Genomic DNA, 19513 nt, shown 5'->3' with positions numbered 1-19513 from the left:
CAGTCAGGAAGCTACCTTATGCCAGCGTGCCGGACAGGCACACCCAGCCTTCGTGCTCAGCCCAGACGCTCAGCTTGATGAACGGCGCGTAGGCCGCAGCGACTTCTTCTGCCTGGCGCGCCAGCACGCCAGACAGCACCAGCGAACCGCCCGGTGCAACGCGGCCGGACAGCATCGGCGCCATCAGTTTCAGCGGCGAAGACAAGATGTTGGCGACCACGATATCGAAACGCTGCGAGGCAAACGCCGATTCCGCGAAATCATCCGGCACGAAGTACTGGATATCTTCCACGCGGTTGCGCACCGCATTGTCGTTGGCCGAGACGATCGCCTGTGGATCGATATCCACACCGGCTACCGTGGCAGCGCCCAGTTTGCGCGCCACCATGGCCAGGATGCCGGAACCGCAGCCGTAATCCAGCACGGTCTTGCCCGGAGCCGGGTGGGCTTCCAGCCATTCCATGCACAGCTTGGTGGTCGGGTGGGAGCCGGTGCCGAAAGCCAGGCCGGGATCAAGTTCCAGCACCAGGGCCGACGGATCGGGGGCTTCGTGCCAGCTCGGCACGACCCAGATGTTCTTGCCGATATGGATCGGCTCGAATTGCGACTGGGTCAGGCGCACCCAGTCGGCATCCTCCACCTTGCGGGTGGTGAACTTTGGCAGGTGAGCCAGCCCGATCGCGCCGGCGGCAGCCGCCACGATCAGGGCCTGGTCTTCCTCGTCATCGGTCAGCGCGACCACGCGGCTATGATCCCATGCCGCTTCGGTCGGCTCCATGCCCGGCTCGCCGAACAGGGGTTTTTCGGCGTCGGTGCCTTCATCGGCATCCTCCACCGACACCGACAGCGCGCCCGCATCCATCAACGCTTCGGACAGGGCCTCAGCGTGTTCACGGGCTACTTCGATGACGATTTCAGTCCAGCTCATCTTATTTCTTACCTATTTTACTTACCTGCTTTTGGCATCTCTGCCAACCGTTGTTCCAAATAATGGATGTTGGTGCCACCTTCGATGAAGCGTGCGTCAACCATCAGCTCGCGGTGCAGCGGGATGTTGGTCGAAATGCCTTCAACGACCATTTCCGACAGCGCGATCTGCATGCGGCGGATAGCCTGCTCGCGGGTCGCGCCGTAGGTAATGACCTTGCCGATCATCGAATCGTAGTTCGGTGGTACAAAGTAACCCGCATAGGAGTGCGAGTCAACACGCACGCCTGGGCCGCCCGGTACGTGCCACGCGGTGATGCGGCCTGGCGACGGGGTGAACTTGAACGGGTCTTCGGCATTGATACGGCACTCGATGGCGTGGCCGGACAGCATCACGTCGCGCTGGCGGAAGCGCAGCTTTTCGCCGGAAGCGATGCGGATCTGTTCCTGCACGATGTCGATACCGGTGATCATTTCGGTCACCGGGTGCTCGACCTGCACGCGGGTGTTCATTTCGATGAAATAGAACTCGCCATTCTCGTACAGGAATTCGAAGGTACCCGCGCCGCGGTAGCCGATTTTGCGGCAAGCTTCGGCGCAGCGGTCGCCGATCTTTTCGATCAGCTTGCGCGGGATGCCCGGCGCCGGCGCTTCTTCGATCACTTTCTGGTGGCGGCGCTGCATGGAGCAGTCACGCTCGCCCAGCCAGACGGCGTTTTTGTGTTCGTCGGCGAGGATCTGGATTTCCACGTGGCGTGGGTTTTCCAGGTACTTCTCCATATACACTTCCGGATTGCCGAAGGCGGCGCCGGCTTCCGACTTGGTCATGGTGACCGCGTTCAGCAGGGCAGCTTCGGTGTGCACCACGCGCATGCCGCGGCCACCGCCGCCGCCAGCGGCCTTGATGATCACCGGATAGCCAACCTTGCGTGCGATCTGCACGATGGCTTTCGGATCATCCGGCAGGGCGCCGTCGGAACCTGGCACGCAAGGCACGCCGGCCTTGATCATCGCCTGCTTGGCCGACACTTTGTCGCCCATCATGCGGATCGATTCGGCGCGCGGGCCGATGAAGACGAAACCGGATTTTTCCACGCGCTCGGCGAAGTCCGCGTTCTCGGACAGGAAGCCGTAGCCCGGGTGGATCGCTTCCGCGTCGGTGACTTCGGCCGCGGAAATGATGGCCGGCATATTCAGGTAGGACTGGGCCGAAGGAGCAGGGCCGATGCAGACGGACTCGTCGGCCAGCTTCACGTACTTGGCGTCACGGTCGGCTTCGGAGTGCACGACCACAGTCTTGATGCCCAGTTCGCGGCACGCGCGCTGGATGCGCAGGGCGATTTCACCGCGATTGGCAATAAGGATTTTTTCAAACATGGCAGCTTCTATGTTTGTGAAAGGAGGAGAGATTGTGCTGGCTGCCGCGGTATCCACAGCAGCCATGGCCCGGCTTTAGCCGATCACAAACAGTGGCTGGCCGAATTCGACCGGTTGGCCGTTCTCGACCAGGATCTGGGTAATGGTGCCGGATTTGTCGGCATCGATCTCGTTCAGGAGCTTCATCGCTTCGATGATGCAGAGGGTGTCGCCCTCCTTCACGGTGGCGCCCACTTCAACAAAGGCTGGGTTGCCAGGCGCGGAAGCGCGGTAGAAAGTGCCCACCATTGGGGACTTCACAACGTGGCCGGTCGGCTCGGCGGCAGCTGGAGCGGCGGCGGCAGGCGCGGCAACCGGTGCTGCGACAGGAGCGGCAGCGGGTGCGTAATGGGTTGGCGCTTGCGACGGCATCATCACGACCTGGTTTTGTGCCAGACCGCCGGACTTGACGATGCGAACCTTGCTTTCGCCTTCGGTCACTTCCAGTTCAGCGATGTCCGACTCTGCTACCAGGTCGATCAGCGTCTTCAGCTTGCGTAGATCCATGTTGTTGGCTCCCTTGTTCTATCTATTATGTTGACGGTTACATTGATGTCACCTTATGGGCGGCATCGCGTTAGATGTGCGCAGATCGCGGTAGATTAACTGCTTTTTAAAGCAAAGTCGATGGCGAGACGATATCCCTCGATACCAAGCCCGCAGATCGTCCCCTGTGCGATTGCGCTGAGATAGGAATGGTGGCGGAACTCCTCCCGCCGATAAATATTCGAAATGTGCACTTCAATAAAAGGGATCGCTACGCCGGCCAGTGCATCGCGCAATGCGACGCTGGTGTGGGTATAGCCACCCGGGTTGATGACGATGAAATCCACGCCCTCGGTTCGGGCTGCGTGGATGCGGTCAATCAACGCTCCTTCGTGGTTGCTCTGGAAACAGGCGAGCTGTGCACCGGCTGTGTTGGCCTGTGCCTGCGCAGCCTGTTCAACGTCTGCCAGCGTGCTGGCGCCGTAGGTTTCAGGCTCGCGCGTCCCCAACAAATTCAGGTTGGGGCCATTAAGTAGCAGCAGGTTCGATGCCATGATTCCCTGACCATTTTCCGCGAAAGTTCCGCATTTTGCCGCCATCTACGAGCATTGGCAAGAGAAAATAACTTGTCGGAACTTAATAGAACGGTCGTTCGGCGGCGTTCTTCTGCTAGTTTAGTGCCGCCAGGTCGGCCTTCAGGTCGTCGAATTTCAGGCGTGCGAGGTAGGTCTTTTTGACTGTGCCGTCAGCGCCGATCAGGACGGTGAAGGGCAGCCCGCCTTGCGTGTTGCCGAACTGGCGCGACAGTTCGGTCCCGCTCATTCCTGCCACGTAAACAGGGTAGGCGACTCTCACTTTCTGTGTGAATTCTGCAATATTGGATGGCGAGTCAATGCCGATACCGATCACCTGGACCTTCTTGCCGAGCTCGGAATTTTGCAGTTCGGACAATTCCGGCATCTCTTCCACGCACGGTGCGCACCACGGCGCCCAGAAATTCACCAGCAGGTTCTTGCCTTTCCATTTCGACAGCGCTTCCTTGACGCCTTTATCATTTGGCAAGGACTCGGCCATCATGGCGGCCACCGGGCTGGTCACGCCGGCTGGCGCGGTGGTGGTGATCGGGGCTGGGGCGGGAGCTTGCTGGGTGTGGAGGAAGTACCAGGCGCCGGCGCCGGCAAACAGGACGGCGGCCACGGCGTAGATTGCAAATTTTTTCATTATTGGGCTGGGTGGGAGCTATTGGTAAGGATGGTGCGCAATTCGGTGAGGTCGGCGCGCAGCAGCTTGTCGCCGCTTTTCTTTTTCGCGCCGCGCAGATCGTCCTGCTCATAGATTTCGACGTGCACGCCGACGTTCTTCCACATGAAGCTGGCCGTTTCAACATCTTCGAAACGGGGCCCTCGAAAATGGGGCGACTCGGAGATCTCGATTTGCAGGTTCTTGTTTAATAAATAGATTTCTACTTCCTTGGCGCTGTCGACGAATACTTGCAGGTGGATGTCGTCGTGCATGCCCGCCGTACCGTACAGGACGGAGCCGGTCAGGAAAGGTTGGTATTGTTCCAGCATTTCCATGACCTGCAAAGCCAGGCCGCGCAATCTGAATAAATGCGCCGGGTGGGTGTCGGCGTTATATAGAGCGTGGTATAGGCGGACTTCTTCTTCGATCTGTTCGTTGTCGGGCAGGATGTCGGACAGGTCGCGGGCTTGCGACTCGCCCAATATCTGGCGGGCGGCCTTGCGTTTGGCGCTGCCGTAGTCGGCGCCATCCTGCGCGATCATGCGGGCGGCGGCGGCGGCGATTTCGGTTTTGATCTCGGGGTTCATGGATGCATCATACCTAAAACCGGTAATTCGGGGTCTGACGGGGCGGCCATCCGACGCAGAGCCAGACCCCGAACGGTCTCGAAGCCGTGGGTTGGTTCTGTGCCCTTGACTTTTGAGAAGATCAACATCGCACAACCAAAACCGCCGACCAGGAGACCGTTGGGTGTCTGACCCTGCGGGTCAGACACCGGTTTACCGGTTTTAATCAGGTAAAATCCGGCTCTTGATTCTTTTCTATCTGCACCATGCACATCCACATCCTAGGCATCTGCGGCACCTTCATGGGCGGGCTTGCCGTCCTGGCAAAGGAAGCCGGCCACCGCGTAACGGGTTGCGACGCCAATGTCTATCCCCCGATGAGCACGCAGCTGGAAGCGCAGGGCATAGAACTGATCCAGGGTTTCGGCCCCGAGCAGGTAGAACTGAATCCCGACCTTTATGTCATCGGCAATGTCGTCTCGCGCGGCAATCCGCTGATCGAAGAGATCATGAACCGCAACCTGCCGATGATCTCCGGCCCGCAATGGATCGGTGACCACATCCTGAAGGACAAATGGGTCCTGTCGGTCGCAGGCACCCACGGCAAGACCACCACCTCGGCGATGGTGGCCTGGATCCTGGAACATGCCGGCTACGCGCCCGGCTTCCTGATCGGCGGCATCCCGCAGAACTTCGGCATATCGGCCCGCCTGACCGGCCCCGGCGCCGACTCCGAATTCTTCGTCATCGAAGCAGACGAATACGACACCGCCTTCTTCGACAAGCGCAGCAAGTTCGTGCACTACCACTCGAAGACGGCCATCCTGAACAACCTGGAATACGACCACGCCGACATCTTCCCGGACATCGGCGCCATCGAAACCCAGTTCCACCACCTGGTGCGCACCGTGCCGGGCATCGGCCGCGTGATCGCCAATGCCGACGAAGCGAGCCTGCAGCGCGTGCTGAAACGCGGTTGCTGGAGCGAGAAGGAAACCTTCGGCAGCGCAGAGGGCGCCGACTGGTCCATGGCTGAACATGCCGACGGCAGCTTTGACGTCATCTTCAAAGGTGCCAAGGCCGCCACTGTGAACTGGCAGCTGACCGGTAAACATAACCGCTCCAACGCGCTGGCCGCGATTGCCGCAGCCCGCCACGTGGGCGTGCCGATCGAGGTCGCGGCCCAGGCGCTGGAAAGCTTCCAGAGCGTGAAACGCCGCATGGAAGTGCGCGGCACCGTCAACGGCGTGACCGTGTACGACGACTTCGCCCACCATCCAACCGCCATCGAAACCACCGTCGGCGGCCTGCGCCAGAAGATCGGCAGCAATGGCCGCATCCTGGCCGTGCTGGAGCCGCGCTCCAACACCATGAAGCTGGGCACCATGAAGGACGCGCTGCCCGGCAGCCTGAAAGAGGCCGACCTGGTATTCGGCTTTGGCAGCGAGCAAGCCCTGGGCTGGAAACTGGCCGAAGCCCTCTCGCCAATGGGCGAAATCGCCTCGGCCTACGAGGACCTGGACGGTATGGTGAAAGCTATTGTCGCGCAGGCCAGGCCGGGCGACCATATTATTGTGATGAGCAACGGCGGCTTCGGCGGCGTCCACCAGAAATTGCTGGAGGCGCTGAAGTAATGATTTTGTACCTGCATGGCTTCCGTTCTTCGCCGCAGTCGATGAAGGCGCGGCTGAGCGGGGAGCGGATGGCGCAGCTTGGCCGCAGCGCGGAATTCATCTGCCCGCAACTGCCGGCCAGCCCCAGGCTGGCAATGGAACTGGCCTTTGGCCTGGTGGCAGGCGTGCCGGCCGAAGAACTCACGATTGTCGGTTCCTCGCTGGGCGGCTACTACGCCACCTGGATGGCGGAAAAGCTTGGCTGCCGCGCCGTCCTGCTGAATCCCGCAGTGGTTGCGGCGCTTGACCTCGAAAAGCACGTTGGCGTCACGACCGCCTATCATTCGGACGAGCCGTTCGAATTCAAGCGTGAATATATAGAGGAGCTGCGCGCGCTGGCCGTGCCGAAGATTACGCAGCCGGAACGCTACTTCCTGGTTGCCTGCACCGGTGACGAAGTATTGGACTACCGCGACATGGTGGCGCACTATGCCGGCGCGAAGCAGAAGGTAGTGCAGGGCAGCGACCACGCCATCAGCGAGTACGCCGGCTACCTCGACGAGGTCCTCGAGTTTTGCGGCATCACGGGCGAGGCTCGATGAAAGGTCAATCGCTGCGCCAGGCCAACTGGCACGGTCACGTGCTCGCGACAAACGCCCCGCACCCCTACCGCCACTGGCTGACCGGCGGCGGCTCGCTGACCAATAAGCTGAAAGCGCACAGCAGCGCCTTCCGCGTGCAGTTGCTGCACCAGGACACGGCAATCTGCCTGGCAGATGAAGCCAACATCATCGGCTACCACCGCCCAGGCCGCGTCTGGGAGCGGGAGGTCTTGCTGCGGTGTGATAATACGCCTGTCGTCTTCGCCCATACCGTGGTGCCGATGTCGGCCGATGCCTCGGACTGGCCGCTGTTCAGCGCCCTGGGCGAACGTTCGCTCGGCAGTACACTGTTTGGCGACCCGCAGGTGCGGCGTGGCGAACTGGAATTTGCGCGGCTGCGCGCGACGCATCCGCTGGCCCGGCGTGCCCGCAGTGCCTTGTCGGCGCACGGCGCCGAGGTGCCGGATGAAGCTTTACTGTATGCACGGCGCTGCCTGTACCAGCGCCATGAAGGAACTTTGCTTGTGACCGAGGTATTCCTGCCGCCGGTGCTCAAGCTTGAACGGAATAATGTGACATGAATGTATTTTTTGAAGAATCCGGCGATTTCAAAGTAGGCAGCGTGCTGTCGCAGGCGGGCGAAGCCTACCAGGTTGAAATGGCCAGCGGCAAGCGCAACAAGGTCAAGACCAAGGATGTCATGCTGCAGTTTGACAAGCCGTCGCCGGCCGAGCTGATGGAGCAGGCCAAGGCCATTGCCGCCGACGTCGACCTGGACTTCCTGTGGGAGGTGGCGGGCGAAGAGGAGTTCGGTTTTGCCGAACTGGGCGCCGAATACTTCGGCCACGCTCCGCAAGCGGCCGAAGCGGCCGGCCTGATCCTGAGCCTGCACTCGGCACCGATCTATTTCCACAAGAAGGGCCGCGGCCGCTATAAGAAAGCGCCCGAGCAGACCCTGAAGGCCGCCCTGGCCGGCATCGAGAAAAAGAAACAGCAAGCCATCATCCAGGGCCAGTACGCCGAGGAGCTGAAGGCTGGCACCCTGCCGGCATCGATGCAGAACATCGTCAACCAGCTGCTGTTCAAGCCGGACAAGAACACCATCGAATACAAGGCGCTGGAGCAGGCCGCCAACGAGGCCCACACCACGCCGGCGCGCCTGATGCTGTCGGCCGGCGGCATCAAGTCGCCGAAAGAGCTGCACATGGCCAAGTTCCTGTTCGAGAATTTCCCGAAAGGCCATGGCTTCCCCGAACTGCCGGTGCCTTCCGCTCCGGCCACGCTGCCGCTGGCGGCGGTGGAAGCGTTCTCCATCGACGACGTGACCACCACCGAGATCGACGACGCTTTCTCCGTGGTGCACCAGCCGGACGGCAAGGTGCGCGTGGGCATCCACATCGCCGCCCCGGGCCTGGGCATCAAGCCGGACGACGCCATCGACAAGATCGCGCGCAGCCGCATGTCCACGGTCTATATGCCGGGCGACAAGATCACCATGCTGCCGGACAGCATCGTCGACGCTTTCACCCTGGCCGAGGGCAAGACTTGCCCGGCCCTGTCCCTGTATGCCGTGCTCGACCCGGCCGACTGGTCCGTGATCTCGACCGAGACGATAGCTGAACTGGTTCCGATCGCCAACAACCTGCGCCACAACACGCTGGACGAACTGGTCAACGAGGAAACCCTGGCCAGCGGCGCGGGCGACTACCCGCGCAAGGCCGAGCTGGCCTTGCTGTGGGGCTGGGCACAGCACCTGGAAGCAGGCCGCATGGTCAAGCGCGAAGCGTTCGGCCTGAAGCCGGAACAGAACAACCGCGTCGACTTCAACTTCTATGTGGAAGACGACGTCGTCACCATTTCGCGCCGCAAGCGCGGCGCGCCGCTGGACAAGATCGTGGCCGAGCTGATGATCTTTGCCAACTCCACCTGGGGCAAGCTGATGCACGACCATGGCGTGCCGGGCATTTACCGTACCCAGGGACAGGGCGTGGGCGGCTGGGCCGCCAAGATGCAGGTGCGCATGATGACGCAGGCGGCCCCGCACCAGGGCCTGGGCGTGGACCAGTACGCGTGGTCGACTTCGCCGCTGCGCCGGTATACCGACCTGGTCAACCAATGGCAGATCCTGGCCTGCGCTTCGCACGGCGTGACCGCGCCGATGGTGGCGCCGTTCAAGCACAAGGACGCCAACCTGTTCGCCATCGTGTCGGCCTTCGATGCGGCCTACGCGGCCTATGCCGACTTCCAGTCGAATATGGAGCGTTACTGGTGCCTGAGATGGCTAGGCCAGGAAAATGCGAAGGAAGTGGAAGCCGTGGTGCTGAAGGATGAAGTACTGCGCCTGGCCGACATCCCGCTGATCGTGCGCATGCCCGGCATGCCGTCTGTTGCACGCGGGTCACACGTGAAGCTGGACGTGCTGCGCTGGGACGAAGTCGACCTGGCCATCGAGACGCGCCTGCAGGAAGGCTCGATTATCCTGCCTTCCGAGCCCGAGGCGGAACTGGACGAGGAAGAGGCGCCAGCCGACCCGGCGCAGCCGACCGAGGCCGACGCAGAGGAAGCTTCGCTCGCCAGCGAGACGGTTGTTACCGAACCTGGCCCACAGTGAAGTAGAATTCAAGATTCTCTAAAGCATCATTTTTGATTCCAGCGCGTGAAGTATTTCAAAGAAAACCAGTTCCTTGTCATCGCCTCCGCAGTATCGGTGGGTTTCCACGCCGTGGCGCTGATGGTGCATTTCGTCGCCCCCAAAGATTTCAAGGTCGAGCCAACCGACCCCGGCCTTGAAGTCATCCTGGTCAATGCCAAGCATGCATCCAAGCCGCTGAAGGCCGATGCACTGGCGCAGGCCGACCTGGATGGCGGCGGCAATGCCGATGCCGGCCGTGCCAAATCCCCGCTGCCCGACATGCGCCGCATGGAAACCGGCGACAGCATCAAGGCCTCCCAGCGCTATATGCAGGAGCTGGAGGAGCGCCAGAAAAACCTGCTGAGCCAAGTCAGGAAGAGTCCTTTGTCCGCCCCGCCGGTGGCCGAAAAGAACCAGACCGACCCTAGCCGCACTGGCGCCGAGCTGATTGAAAGCAGCAAAGCCATCGCCCGCATGGAAGCGGAAATCACGCAAACCATCGACGACCAGAACAAGCGGCCGAAAAAGACTTTCCTGTCGCCGAGCACGCAGGGCGTCGGCTACGCCATGTATTACAACGCCTTCCGCCGCCGCGTGGAGGATATCGGCACGCTCAATTTCCCGCAGAAGGATGGGCGCAAGCTGTACGGCGTGGTGGTGCTGAGCATTCCTATCTTCCAGGACGGCAGCGTCTATGAAAAGGAAGGCGGCACCGCGATCGAGCGCAGCTCCGGCAATCCGGATCTGGACAAGGCAGCGATCAGCATCGTGCGCCGCTCCGCGCCATTCGGCAAATTCCCGCCGAATATGCGCTCCAAGGACCGCGACGACCTGTGGGTGATCGTGCAGAAGTTCGTCTTTACGCGTGAAGAGAAGGTCGAGGTTTCCTACGGAAGCAATCAGTGATGGACAAGTACTGCGTCTTTGGCAACCCGATTGCCCACAGCAAGTCGCCTGAAATCCACGCGGCCTATGCGGCGCAGACTGGGCAGCAACTGAGTTACGAGAAATGGCTTGCGCCGCTGGACGGTTTCGGCGGCGCGGTCCGGGCCTTTATTGCCGCTGGCGGCAAGGGGGCCAACGTCACCGTGCCCTTCAAGCTGGAAGCGCACAAGCTGGCCACTTCGCTGACCGTGCGCGCCCAGGCTGCGGGCGCGGTAAATACCCTGGTGTTCGGCGCTGATGGCAGCATCACGGGCGACAACACCGACGGCGCCGGCCTGGTGGCCGACATCGTGCAGAACGCCGGCGTCGCGATTGCCGGCAAGCGCGTGCTCCTGCTTGGCGCAGGAGGCGCTGCGCGCGGCGTCGTGCTGCCCATCCTGGAACATCGTCCCGCTGCGCTGGTGATCGCCAACCGCACCGTTGCCACGGCCGAGGCCCTGGTCGAACAATTCGGCGCGCTGGCCGGGCCGGGCGTGTTGTCGGCCTGCGGCTTTGCCGACGTCCTGGGCGCATTCGACATCATCATCAACGCCACCTCCGCCAGCCTGAGCGCCGATCTTCCGCCCGTGCCGGCCACGGTCTTTGCGCCGGGTGCGCTGGCGCTGGACATGATGTACGGCGCCAGGCCGACCGTCTTCATGCAATTCGCCGCCAGCCACGGCGCCGTCGCGCGCGACGGCCTGGGCATGCTGGTCGAACAGGCCGCCGAAGCCTTCCAGGTCTGGCGTGGCGTGCGCCCTCGGACTGCCGAAGTGCTACAGCAGTTGCGCGCCAGGCTATGATCAGGAAGCTGAAGTGGTTCATCATCGTCCCGATCGCGATTTTCCTCGCGGTGCAGCTGTATTTCCTGGTGCAGATCTGGTGGTGGGTCGACCATAACCCGACCATGACGGCCTTCATGCGTGAGCAGCAGGCCGCCATGCAGGAGAAGGACCCGAAAGCGCGCGTGCAGCAGCAATGGGTCGGCTACCAGGCCATTTCCGCGAACCTGAAACGCGCGGTGATCGCTTCGGAGGATGCCAACTTCGCCGAGCATGAAGGCGTGGATTGGGAGGCGATGCAGAAAGCCTACGAGCACAACCAGGAAAAGAAGAAGGGCGCCAAGATCCACGGCGGCTCGACGATCACGCAGCAACTGGCCAAGAACCTGTTCCTGTCCGGCTCGCGCAGCTATCTGCGCAAAGGGCAGGAGCTGATCATCACTTATATGCTCGAGATGCTGATGGATAAGCGCCGCATCTTCGAGATCTATCTGAACGTGGCGGAGTTCGGGCGCGGCATCTACGGTGCGGAAGCGGCGGCGCGCCACTATTACCGGATTCCGGCGTCGAAGCTGGGGCCGGAACAGGCGGCGCGGCTGGCAGTCATGCTGCCGCGTCCTAAATACTATGATGCGCACCGCGAATCGGCCTATCTGGCGCGGCGTACCGGCATCATCATGCAACGAATGAATTCGGCGGATCTTCCATGAAAAAACATCAAGCGGGCATCAGCCTGGTCGCGGTGGCGGTCATTATGGGCGTGCTGGGCGCAGTGGCGGCATTTGCACTGATCTCGATGCGGCAGGAGCGCAACCTGTTTGCAGAAGGACTGAACAAGGTCGGCGCCAAGGCGGCCGAAGTGGCGGCGCCAGCGGTGGCATCGGTGACGCCGCCGCCGGCACCGATGCGCAAGTGCGTCATCAACGGCAAGACCGTGATTTCCAATACCGAATGTGGTGAAAAAGGCAAAGTCATCGAGATCCACGACTCGCGCGGCATCGAGCCGCCGAAGGAGCCGCCCAAGCCGCCGCCGGAAGCGATGCCGAATGCCACAGACCGCGCCATTGAGCGGGCAACGCGCTAAAAATATGCCTCGGCGGGGTGGCAACCCGCCCCCCTTTGCGGGTACACTTGCGAAGTTTTTTAGAACCCGCGCTCTACATCCCCTGTCCGGCTGAGATTGCCTATGATCAATGTTTTCGTTTTACAAAATGGCCGGCTCAACCAGGTGCCAATTGAGACGCGCGAAGACCTTGAACAAGTGGCGCCGGTCTGGGTCGACCTGACTGATCCGACAGAAGACGAACGCGCCTGGGTCAAGTCCATCTACGGCGTCATCCTGCCAGGCGAAGACGAAGTCAAGGACATCGAAGCCTCCGCCCGCTACTACGAAGCGGAAAACGGCGACCTCCACCTGCGGACCGACTTCCTGCTGGAAGAAGACGAGGGCCCGTCGCGCGTGGTCACGGTGGCGTTCATCCTGGCCAAGAAAATGCTGTTCTCGGTACACACCGACGACCTGCCGGTATTCCGCCTGGTGCGCATGCGCGCCCGTTCGCGTCCCGGTTCGATCGCCGACTACATGGACGTGCTGCTGGACCTGTACGCCACCGACGCCGAGTATTCGGCAGATGCGCTGGAAGGCATCTACCAGAACCTGGAAGAAGTCTCGGGCCGCGTGCTGCAGGAAGAATTCACCGACAAGGACGCGGCCGACGCCCTGAGCGCCATCGCGCACGAGGAAGACTTGAATGGCCGCATCCGCCGCAACATGATGGACACGCGCCGCGCGGTCTCGTTCCTGATGCGCGGCCGCCTGCTCAATTCCGACCAGTTCGAGGAAGCACGCCAGATCCTGCGCGACATCGAATCGCTCGATGGCCACACTTCTTTCCTGTTCGACAAGATCAACTTCCTGATGGATGCCACCGTCGGCTTCATCAACATTAACCAGAACAAGATCATCAAGATCTTCTCGGTGGCCTCGGTCGCCTTCCTGCCGCCGACCCTGATCGCCTCGGTGTACGGCATGAATTTCGACTTCATGCCCGAACTGAAATGGCACCTGGGCTATCCCTGGGCCTGGGGCCTGATGATTGTCAGTGCTGCCGCGCCATTGATGTATTTCCGCCGCCGCGGCTGGCTGCGTTGATGTAAAGCAACATATTTATTTGCTAAGCCCTGTTTGAAAGGTAGAATTTCGCCGCGACTCCCGGTTGCGCGAAATTCCAACGATACGAAAGGGCTGAGATGAGATTCGGATTTGGGCTGCTGCTTGCCGTTGCCGCAGGCTGGCTGGCAGGTTGCGCCACCCCGCCTCAAGCTCCGGTCTCGATGGCTTACAGGCCATTTGCCGAGCCGGGACTGCGCATCGGCGTCGCGATGAGCAAATTGCCCAAGGCTGACACCAGTTTCCCAGGTGCCGAATGGCCGCTGTGCCATGCTGCCGCCGCGCTGGCAAACGCCAAGCTGACGGCCCACGCGCGGACCTTGCCGACGGATGACCTGGCCGGCCTGAAGGATGACATCGCCGCAGTGTTGAAACTGAAGGGCCAGGTGCCTGTCGTGATCGACGAGCCGATTGTGGTGGGCCAATTGCCCAAGGCCGGCAGCACAGTGCGCAACGCGGCGCCCAGGGATTACTCCTCGCTCCAATCGCAGTACCAGCTGGACAAGCTGCTGGTGGTGGAGTTGGCGGAAGTAGGCATCACGCGCGCATACTCCTCGTACATTCCCGCTGGCGAACCCAAAGGAGTCGTCCGCGGCATGTTCTACATGGTCGACTTCAGGGACGGTTCCTACGAGTGGTATGTGCCGCTGCTGCAGCAAAAGAGCGCGCAGGGCAACTGGGACGAAGCGCCGGCCTTCCCTGGCTTGAGCAATGCCTATTTCCAGGCGATCGAAGCGGCCCGCCAGGCCATCCTCCAGCCGCTGGCCAACTAAGACAATGACCCGCCATCGTTACATTGCCCTGGCCGTACTGCTGGCTTGCCTGCCGGCGGCGAAGGCGGCCGAATCCGCGCAGGCCGATGCCCTCTGGTCGCTCAGTTTGCCGGCCGAGGAAAAAGTCGCCTTCCACGGCCAGGTCAATTTTGACAAGGCCGGCCAGGCGCCGGGCACCATGCTGTATCCGACGCCCGGCCTGGCCGGTTTTATCATGGCCCTGGCGACGCACGCGGCGGTGGTCAAGGGCCAGATGAAAGAGCAGCGCAGCGAGATCGAAGCTGAGGCGGACCGGATCCTGGTGCCTTTCAGGAAGACCCTGAATACCTTCAGCCATGCCGAGCTGGCTGAGCGTGCTTTTCCTGCGGCGACGGGCGTATCCTGGCTCGGCAGCAATGAGCGGCCGCAGTCAGGACTGCTCATTGCCAGCTCACCGGTGTTTTACATGACGCAGGACCAGAGCGCGCTGATCGTCGACAATACCGTGTCGGTGTTTCAGGCGGGAAGCGAGCAGCCGGTCTACACCAACACGGTGCGGGTCGTGTCGCGAGCCGTTGAAGTGGAGAACGAGGCTGTATTCTGGCAACGCGACGGCGGCCAGCGGCTGCGGGAGGTCAGCGCTGGACTGTTCCGCGCATCAGTCGAGATTGCGCGGGCGCATGCGTTCGTGCCTGTCGCACCGAACGCCGGCGCCGAGCGCACCTTCCGCTACCTGGAAGGGAAGAATGAGGCAGTCGAACGCGCTGTACCGGTCAGCGAGCATTGCGGCCGTGCGCTGGTCAGGAACTTGCGTGGCTGGCTGATGTCGATTCCGCTCAAGCGCGTGCGCGCGTCAGCGCCCGAGTGCGCTGGGCCGGCCGGGCCGCCAGCGCTGTAGCGCAGCGGACCCGGCTCAGTGCAGCCGCGCGCCCAGCGCCTCGACGAATTTTGCAGGGTCGTCCACGCCAAGCACGATGTGGGTGGCAGCCCGGTCGCCGCCCAAGAGTGTTGGCAGCGCGGTACCGGGCCGCAGCGTGATTTCCACATTCATCGCACCCTGGTGGCGGAAATAGCGCTTGCCAGGCAGGCGCCGCTCCGGATGCGGCACGCGCGCGACTGAGACGATCGCGGCATACGGGACGACGGCATCGGCGGCCAGCGCGCCGCAGCGCAGGTGCAAATCGGCAGCGCCAAGCGACACTGGCCGCGCCAGGGTGGCGCGATAGTCGGCCAGCAAACAGAGCAGGCCCCAGGCAGTCAACGCCGTAGCGACCCAGGCGGCAGCCGGAGACCATAGGAAGTGCAGCAGCAAATGCGCGACGGGGATGTCGAATGCCATCAGCCAGATCCACGCAAGCTGGTTGCTCGCGTTGCCGCCTGCACGGGCCGTCGAAAAATGCTGTTCGCCTTCAAATACGGGCGCCGTGCGCATGAACAGGGCGTAATACCAGATGCGTGCTTCGAACTCCATCAGGCGGCCCGTGGTGCCTTTGCCAAAGCGGCGCCGGATAGCACGCGCCAGGACGCGGTCTGGATTGGCGTCGGCCTGCAGGGCGCGACGAATTCCCAGCAGCAGCCAGGCTGCGAGGGCTATTTCCGCCATGGCGAGCAGCCCAGGCAGTGCCATGCGCAAGCGGTCAATCTCGCGCCATGCCAGCTTGGATGCATCGGGGATGGCGAAACTGCCGAACGCCAGCCCCAGCAACAACATGGCGGCACATTTCCTGAGCCAATCCTTCCAGGCGGGCCGGCAAATCAGCAAATATGCAACAGGGAATGTAACCAAAAGGTCCAGTAGCAGCGGCCACTCCGGATGACCCAAGGGGTTGCCCTGTGTCCGGTAAAGGACGAAATGACCGCCCAGGGCGCCTGCGAATAACAGTGAAAACCAGTTGTTCCTGCTCCAGCTGCGAACCATTGCATGCTCCAGTACTTGTACTTGTCAATCATATACAGCATTCGGGCCACATATTGACACGAAAGTATCTTCGTCACATTCTTTCGTTTCACAATCCACATTTACCCCGGAGGCTGAATGGCTGAGGTCGATTTGTCGCCAGCATCGCAAGCGATGCTGGCGCTGCGCGACCAGGTGATCGACGCCTGGCGCGAGGTAGCGCGGGAGACCTTGTGCAAGGCCGGCGAGCTGCCCGACCCGATCTTGCTGAATACCCTGCCGACTTTTTACGAGCACCTGGCACGCCTGCTGACGCACGAGTATTACCAGGCCAGCGGCGTCGACGTGGCGGTGATCGCGCAGGAGCATGGCGGCGAGCGCGCGCGCCTGAGCGGCTACGACACCACCACCCTGATCCGCGAATACCAGCTGTTCCGGCAAGTGCTGTTCAAGATGCTGCACCTGCACAGCGTGGCGCTGACCCATGATCAGCGCGAAGCGATTGCCACCTCGATCGACAGCGCCATCCGCGAAAGCGTGACGGCCTTCGCCCTGATCCAGTCAGCGCTGCGCGAGCAGTTCATTGCCGCGCTGACGCATGACCTGCGCACACCACTGTCGACCGTCAGCGTGGCGGCGCAAGTTATCGAAAGCAAGGCGCCGAGTGACGACATCCGCAGGTTGGCCGAGCGCATCGCGGTGAACGCGCAGCGCATCGAAGCAATGACGCGCGACCTGCTGGACTGCATGGTGTTCGAAGGCGGGCAACGCTTGCCGCTGCACCTGGAGGAGTTCGACCTTGCCTTGCTGGCCTACGAGGTTGCGCAGCAAACCATGGAGCGCAGCGCAGTGCAGGTGCAGGTGCAGGTGGAATTCGAGTCGGCAGTGGGGCAATGGTGCCGCGCCTCGCTGCAGCGCGCGCTGGAGAACCTGCTGGGCAATGCCATCAAGTATCGCACGCCGGGTACGCCGGTTCTGGTCCGGGTCGCCTGCCATGGCGAGCGCGTGCAACTGTCCGTGCACAACGACGGCGAGCCGATTCCTGCCGAAGAGCTGGAATCGATCTTCCAGGTCTATCGCCGCGCGCGCGGGGGCAAGTGCTCCAAGGATGGCTGGGGAGTAGGGCTGCCCTATGCGCGCCGCGTGGCCGAGAGCCACGGCGGCAGCATCATCGTCACCAGTTCGGCGGCGCTGGGCACCACCTTCCGGATCGACATCCCGATGGACGCGCGGCCTTTCAACTGCGCCCCAGTAGTGAATTAAAAGTCGGGCTCAGGTCTGGCAATCCGCCACATTTTTCGCAAAGCGAAAAATGTGGCGGATTGCCAGACCTGACCCCGACTTTTTAAAGCGTAGCGAAGACTTTTTTCGCGGCGGCGATGGTGGCGTCGATCACGGCGTCGTCGTGCTGGGCGCTGACGAAGCCGGCTTCGAAGGCGGCCGGGGCGAAGTAGACGCCTTCGTCCAGCATCTTGTGGAAGAAGACGTTGAACTTCTCGCGGTCGCCGGCCATCATTTCGGCGTAGTTGTTGGGCGGCGTGGCGCTGAAGTAGAGGCCGAACATGCCGCCTTCGGCATCGGCGCAGAAGGTGACGCCGGCTTCTTTCGCGGCGGCGCTCAGGCCGTCGGCCAGGCGGCGCGCGCTGCGGGCCAGGCCCTGGTAGAAGCCGGGCTGCTGGATCAGTTTCAAAGTGGTCATGCCGGCCGCCACGGCAACCGGGTTGCCCGACAGGGTGCCGGCCTGGTACACCGCGCCCACCGGCGACATCTTCGACATCAGTTCTTTCGAGCCGCCAAAGGCTGCCACCGGCAGGCCGCCGCCAATCACCTTGCCCAGCGCGGTCAGGTCGGGCTTGATGCCATACAGTTCCTGCGCGCCGCCGAGGCCGACGCGGAAGCCGCACATCACTTCGTCGAAGATCAGGATGGCGCCATGCTCGGTGCACAGTTCGCGCAGCGCGCCCAGGAATTCCGGGGTGCCCTTGATCAGGTTCATGTTGCCGGCCACCGGTTCCACGATGACGCAGGCGATCTCATTGCCGTACTCGTCGAACGCGGCGCGGATGGCGTCCACGTTGTTGTAGTCGAGCACCAGGGTGTGCTTGACGAAGTCTTCCGGCACGCCGGCCGAGGTCGGGTTGCCGAAGGTGAGCAGGCCGCTGCCGGCTTTCACCAGCAGGGAGTCGGCGTGGCCGTGGTAGCAGCCTTCGAACTTGACGATCTTGTCGCGGCCGGTGGCGCCGCGCGCCAGGCGCAGGGCGCTCATGGTCGCTTCGGTGCCGGAGGAGACCAGGCGCACCTGTTCGATCGACGGCAGCAGGCGGCAGATTTCTTCCGCCATCTCGATTTCAGCTTCGGTGGGGGCGCCGAAGGACAGCCCGCGCGTGGCGGCATCCTGCACCGCCTTCACCACTTCCGGATGGGCGTGGCCGACGATAGCCGGGCCCCAGGAGCCGATGTAGTCGATGTAGCGCTTGCCGTCCGCATCCCAGAAGTAGGGGCCTTCGGCGCGGGTGATGAAGCGCGGCGTGCCGCCCACGGAACGGAAGGCGCGCACCGGCGAATTGACGCCGCCCGGGGTGGATTTCTGGGCGCGTTCGAACAGGATGTCGTTTTTCGAAGTAGTCATGGCTTGAAGAATCGATTGGGGACAAAGCGCCCCATGCCATAGCGCTGGGCATGGAGCAAGGTCTGGTAGGTGTATTGTTCGGCGCGCTCCACGGCTTCCGGCACGGCCAGGCCGTGCGCCAGCCAGGCGGCGATGGCGGCCGACAGGGTGCCGCCGGCGCCCACGAAGGGGCCCGGCAGGTGCTGCCATTTGTCGTGGCGCAGCACGCCTTCGGCGCTGTACAGGGTATTGGCGCGCTGCCCGCCGCCGGCGTTGGTGCCGGTGACCAGCACGTATTCGCAGCCGAGGTCGATCAGGTGCTCGGCGTCGTCGGCCATGGTTTCGCCGTTGCCCAGGTCGCGCCAGGTTTCGGCCATGCGCGCCAGTTCGACTTCCGACAGCATCAGCAGCGTGCCCTGCGGCACCAGCAGCTGGCGCAACACGGTCAGCAGCTCTTCGGGATCGTCTTCGTCGCCCGGCGGCGGCAACTGGCTGCCGAAGGGGTCGAGCACCAGCGGCGCGTCGGGATAGTCGGAAACGATTTCGGCCAGGGTGGAGACATGTTCCAGGTGGTCCAGCGCGCCCACCTTGAAGGCTTGCACCGGCACGTCTTCCAGCACCATGCGGGCCTGGTCGGCCACCCAGTCGGGATCGACATGCTGCTGGTCTTCGACGCGCGCGCTGTCGCCCACCAGCAGGGCGGTGGTGGCGGACAGGCCGCGGCAGCCGAGGGCATGGAAAACAGCCAGGTCGGCATGCACGCCCACCGCTCCGACCGGATCGGCCACGCCAAATGTCAGGATCAAGGGAGATGTTTGGTTTTGCACGGCGGTTAGATTAAGATACCTAATTCAGCATTTTACTTTATTAGAAGGTGACTCAACGTGAGCAGCAAT

At 62.4% G+C, this 19513-nt stretch carries 21 protein-coding genes; 12 read left to right on the top strand and 9 right to left on the bottom strand.

Annotated elements, in window-relative coordinates:
* Window positions 1–16: 16 nt before the first annotated feature.
* The 6 genes from prmA to ACN9MU_RS27900 form a co-directional block, all read right to left on the bottom strand.
* Window positions 17–928 carry a 50S ribosomal protein L11 methyltransferase gene (prmA, locus tag ACN9MU_RS27925; RefSeq protein ID WP_426164846.1) on the bottom strand — a complete coding sequence of 304 codons (912 nt, stop codon included), beginning with the start codon at window positions 926–928 and terminating at the stop codon, window positions 17–19.
* 17 nt (window positions 929–945) lie between these two features.
* A complete protein-coding gene (accC, locus tag ACN9MU_RS27920) occupies window positions 946–2304 on the bottom strand; it encodes an acetyl-CoA carboxylase biotin carboxylase subunit (protein ID WP_426164844.1) in 1359 nt (452 codons plus the stop codon).
* Between the two features lie 75 nt (window positions 2305–2379).
* Window positions 2380–2850 carry an acetyl-CoA carboxylase biotin carboxyl carrier protein gene (gene accB / locus ACN9MU_RS27915; protein ID WP_426336408.1) on the bottom strand — a complete coding sequence of 157 codons (471 nt, stop codon included), beginning with the start codon at window positions 2848–2850 and terminating at the stop codon, window positions 2380–2382.
* A 95-nt stretch (window positions 2851–2945) separates the two neighbouring features.
* The gene (gene aroQ, locus ACN9MU_RS27910) at window positions 2946–3383 is read right to left on the bottom strand and encodes a type II 3-dehydroquinate dehydratase (protein WP_426336407.1); all 438 of its coding nucleotides are present in this window, start codon (window positions 3381–3383) and stop codon (window positions 2946–2948) included.
* Window positions 3384–3498: 115 nt separating this feature from the next.
* Window positions 3499–4050: a redoxin family protein gene (locus tag ACN9MU_RS27905; RefSeq protein WP_426336406.1), complete on the bottom strand. Its 552-nt coding sequence runs from the start codon at window positions 4048–4050 to the stop codon at window positions 3499–3501.
* A complete protein-coding gene (locus ACN9MU_RS27900) occupies window positions 4050–4658 on the bottom strand; it encodes a hypothetical protein (RefSeq protein ID WP_426164836.1) in 609 nt (202 codons plus the stop codon). The genes ACN9MU_RS27905 and ACN9MU_RS27900 overlap by 1 nt, the downstream gene beginning before the upstream one ends.
* A gap of 245 nt (window positions 4659–4903) precedes the next feature.
* Between ACN9MU_RS27900 and mpl the strand changes: the two genes are divergently transcribed.
* The 11 genes from mpl to ACN9MU_RS27845 all read left to right on the top strand — a co-directional run bounded on the left by mpl (window position 4904) and on the right by ACN9MU_RS27845 (window position 15010).
* Window positions 4904–6271 (top strand): UDP-N-acetylmuramate:L-alanyl-gamma-D-glutamyl-meso-diaminopimelate ligase, encoded by a 1368-nt coding sequence (mpl, locus tag ACN9MU_RS27895; protein ID WP_426319254.1) that lies wholly within the window; start codon window positions 4904–4906, stop codon window positions 6269–6271.
* Window positions 6271–6852 carry a YqiA/YcfP family alpha/beta fold hydrolase gene (locus tag ACN9MU_RS27890; protein WP_426343766.1) on the top strand — a complete coding sequence of 194 codons (582 nt, stop codon included), beginning with the start codon at window positions 6271–6273 and terminating at the stop codon, window positions 6850–6852. The genes mpl and ACN9MU_RS27890 overlap by 1 nt, the downstream gene beginning before the upstream one ends.
* Window positions 6849–7433 carry a chorismate--pyruvate lyase family protein gene (locus tag ACN9MU_RS27885; RefSeq protein WP_426343765.1) on the top strand — a complete coding sequence of 195 codons (585 nt, stop codon included), beginning with the start codon at window positions 6849–6851 and terminating at the stop codon, window positions 7431–7433. The genes ACN9MU_RS27890 and ACN9MU_RS27885 overlap by 4 nt, the downstream gene beginning before the upstream one ends.
* The gene (locus tag ACN9MU_RS27880; RefSeq protein ID WP_426343764.1) at window positions 7430–9463 is read left to right on the top strand and encodes an RNB domain-containing ribonuclease; all 2034 of its coding nucleotides are present in this window, start codon (window positions 7430–7432) and stop codon (window positions 9461–9463) included. The genes ACN9MU_RS27885 and ACN9MU_RS27880 overlap by 4 nt, the downstream gene beginning before the upstream one ends.
* Before the next feature lie 45 nt (window positions 9464–9508).
* Window positions 9509–10390, top strand: a complete 882-nt coding sequence (locus tag ACN9MU_RS27875) for an energy transducer TonB (protein ID WP_426343763.1) — start codon at window positions 9509–9511, stop codon at window positions 10388–10390.
* Complete coding sequence (gene aroE, locus ACN9MU_RS27870; RefSeq protein WP_426164826.1) at window positions 10390–11211, top strand: shikimate dehydrogenase; 822 nt, start codon at window positions 10390–10392, stop codon at window positions 11209–11211. The genes ACN9MU_RS27875 and aroE overlap by 1 nt, the downstream gene beginning before the upstream one ends.
* Window positions 11208–11900, top strand: a complete 693-nt coding sequence (gene mtgA / locus ACN9MU_RS27865; RefSeq protein ID WP_426164824.1) for a monofunctional biosynthetic peptidoglycan transglycosylase — start codon at window positions 11208–11210, stop codon at window positions 11898–11900. The genes aroE and mtgA overlap by 4 nt, the downstream gene beginning before the upstream one ends.
* Complete coding sequence (locus ACN9MU_RS27860; RefSeq protein WP_426164822.1) at window positions 11897–12274, top strand: DUF4124 domain-containing protein; 378 nt, start codon at window positions 11897–11899, stop codon at window positions 12272–12274. The genes mtgA and ACN9MU_RS27860 overlap by 4 nt, the downstream gene beginning before the upstream one ends.
* A gap of 102 nt (window positions 12275–12376) precedes the next feature.
* Window positions 12377–13342: a magnesium/cobalt transporter CorA gene (gene corA, locus ACN9MU_RS27855; RefSeq protein WP_426164820.1), complete on the top strand. Its 966-nt coding sequence runs from the start codon at window positions 12377–12379 to the stop codon at window positions 13340–13342.
* Window positions 13343–13440: 98 nt separating this feature from the next.
* Window positions 13441–14133 (top strand): hypothetical protein, encoded by a 693-nt coding sequence (locus ACN9MU_RS27850; protein WP_426164818.1) that lies wholly within the window; start codon window positions 13441–13443, stop codon window positions 14131–14133.
* Between the two features lie 4 nt (window positions 14134–14137).
* Complete coding sequence (locus ACN9MU_RS27845; protein ID WP_426164816.1) at window positions 14138–15010, top strand: hypothetical protein; 873 nt, start codon at window positions 14138–14140, stop codon at window positions 15008–15010.
* Between the two features lie 15 nt (window positions 15011–15025).
* Here ACN9MU_RS27845 and ACN9MU_RS27840 read toward each other — a convergent pair whose 3' ends face one another.
* Window positions 15026–15823, bottom strand: a complete 798-nt coding sequence (locus ACN9MU_RS27840; protein ID WP_426343762.1) for a hypothetical protein — start codon at window positions 15821–15823, stop codon at window positions 15026–15028.
* A 324-nt stretch (window positions 15824–16147) separates the two neighbouring features.
* Between ACN9MU_RS27840 and ACN9MU_RS27835 the strand changes: the two genes are divergently transcribed.
* A complete protein-coding gene (locus tag ACN9MU_RS27835; protein ID WP_426343761.1) occupies window positions 16148–17272 on the top strand; it encodes an ATP-binding protein in 1125 nt (374 codons plus the stop codon).
* 82 nt (window positions 17273–17354) lie between these two features.
* Here the strand turns inward: ACN9MU_RS27835 and hemL are convergent, their stop codons facing one another.
* Window positions 17355–18638: a glutamate-1-semialdehyde 2,1-aminomutase gene (gene hemL / locus ACN9MU_RS27830; protein ID WP_426164810.1), complete on the bottom strand. Its 1284-nt coding sequence runs from the start codon at window positions 18636–18638 to the stop codon at window positions 17355–17357.
* A complete protein-coding gene (gene thiD / locus ACN9MU_RS27825) occupies window positions 18635–19444 on the bottom strand; it encodes a bifunctional hydroxymethylpyrimidine kinase/phosphomethylpyrimidine kinase (RefSeq protein ID WP_426164808.1) in 810 nt (269 codons plus the stop codon). The genes hemL and thiD overlap by 4 nt, the downstream gene beginning before the upstream one ends.
* Between the last annotated feature and the right edge of the window lie 69 nt (window positions 19445–19513).

The organism is Pseudoduganella sp. R-32 (assembly GCF_049913245.1).
Classification (GTDB): domain Bacteria; phylum Pseudomonadota; class Gammaproteobacteria; order Burkholderiales; family Burkholderiaceae_D; genus Rugamonas.
The sequence above is the reverse complement of the archived record's forward strand: the minus strand, read 5'-3'. Positions and strand labels throughout refer to the sequence as shown.

Coding starts and splice junctions, on each gene's coding strand:
- ACN9MU_RS27835 (WP_426343761.1), top strand. CDS start 16,148: ATGGCTGAGGTCGATTTGTCGCCAGCATCGCAAGCGATGCTGGCGCTG.
- mpl (WP_426319254.1), top strand. CDS start 4,904: ATGCACATCCACATCCTAGGCATCTGCGGCACCTTCATGGGCGGGCTT.
- prmA (WP_426164846.1), bottom strand. CDS start 928: ATGAGCTGGACTGAAATCGTCATCGAAGTAGCCCGTGAACACGCTGAG.
- ACN9MU_RS27890 (WP_426343766.1), top strand. CDS start 6,271: ATGATTTTGTACCTGCATGGCTTCCGTTCTTCGCCGCAGTCGATGAAG.
- ACN9MU_RS27900 (WP_426164836.1), bottom strand. CDS start 4,658: ATGAACCCCGAGATCAAAACCGAAATCGCCGCCGCCGCCGCCCGCATG.
- ACN9MU_RS27860 (WP_426164822.1), top strand. CDS start 11,897: ATGAAAAAACATCAAGCGGGCATCAGCCTGGTCGCGGTGGCGGTCATT.
- accC (WP_426164844.1), bottom strand. CDS start 2,304: ATGTTTGAAAAAATCCTTATTGCCAATCGCGGTGAAATCGCCCTGCGC.
- ACN9MU_RS27880 (WP_426343764.1), top strand. CDS start 7,430: ATGAATGTATTTTTTGAAGAATCCGGCGATTTCAAAGTAGGCAGCGTG.
- ACN9MU_RS27885 (WP_426343765.1), top strand. CDS start 6,849: ATGAAAGGTCAATCGCTGCGCCAGGCCAACTGGCACGGTCACGTGCTC.
- ACN9MU_RS27905 (WP_426336406.1), bottom strand. CDS start 4,050: ATGAAAAAATTTGCAATCTACGCCGTGGCCGCCGTCCTGTTTGCCGGC.
- ACN9MU_RS27850 (WP_426164818.1), top strand. CDS start 13,441: ATGAGATTCGGATTTGGGCTGCTGCTTGCCGTTGCCGCAGGCTGGCTG.
- corA (WP_426164820.1), top strand. CDS start 12,377: ATGATCAATGTTTTCGTTTTACAAAATGGCCGGCTCAACCAGGTGCCA.
- ACN9MU_RS27840 (WP_426343762.1), bottom strand. CDS start 15,823: ATGTTGTTGCTGGGGCTGGCGTTCGGCAGTTTCGCCATCCCCGATGCA.
- ACN9MU_RS27845 (WP_426164816.1), top strand. CDS start 14,138: ATGACCCGCCATCGTTACATTGCCCTGGCCGTACTGCTGGCTTGCCTG.
- aroE (WP_426164826.1), top strand. CDS start 10,390: ATGGACAAGTACTGCGTCTTTGGCAACCCGATTGCCCACAGCAAGTCG.
- accB (WP_426336408.1), bottom strand. CDS start 2,850: ATGGATCTACGCAAGCTGAAGACGCTGATCGACCTGGTAGCAGAGTCG.
- hemL (WP_426164810.1), bottom strand. CDS start 18,638: ATGACTACTTCGAAAAACGACATCCTGTTCGAACGCGCCCAGAAATCC.
- aroQ (WP_426336407.1), bottom strand. CDS start 3,383: ATGGCATCGAACCTGCTGCTACTTAATGGCCCCAACCTGAATTTGTTG.
- mtgA (WP_426164824.1), top strand. CDS start 11,208: ATGATCAGGAAGCTGAAGTGGTTCATCATCGTCCCGATCGCGATTTTC.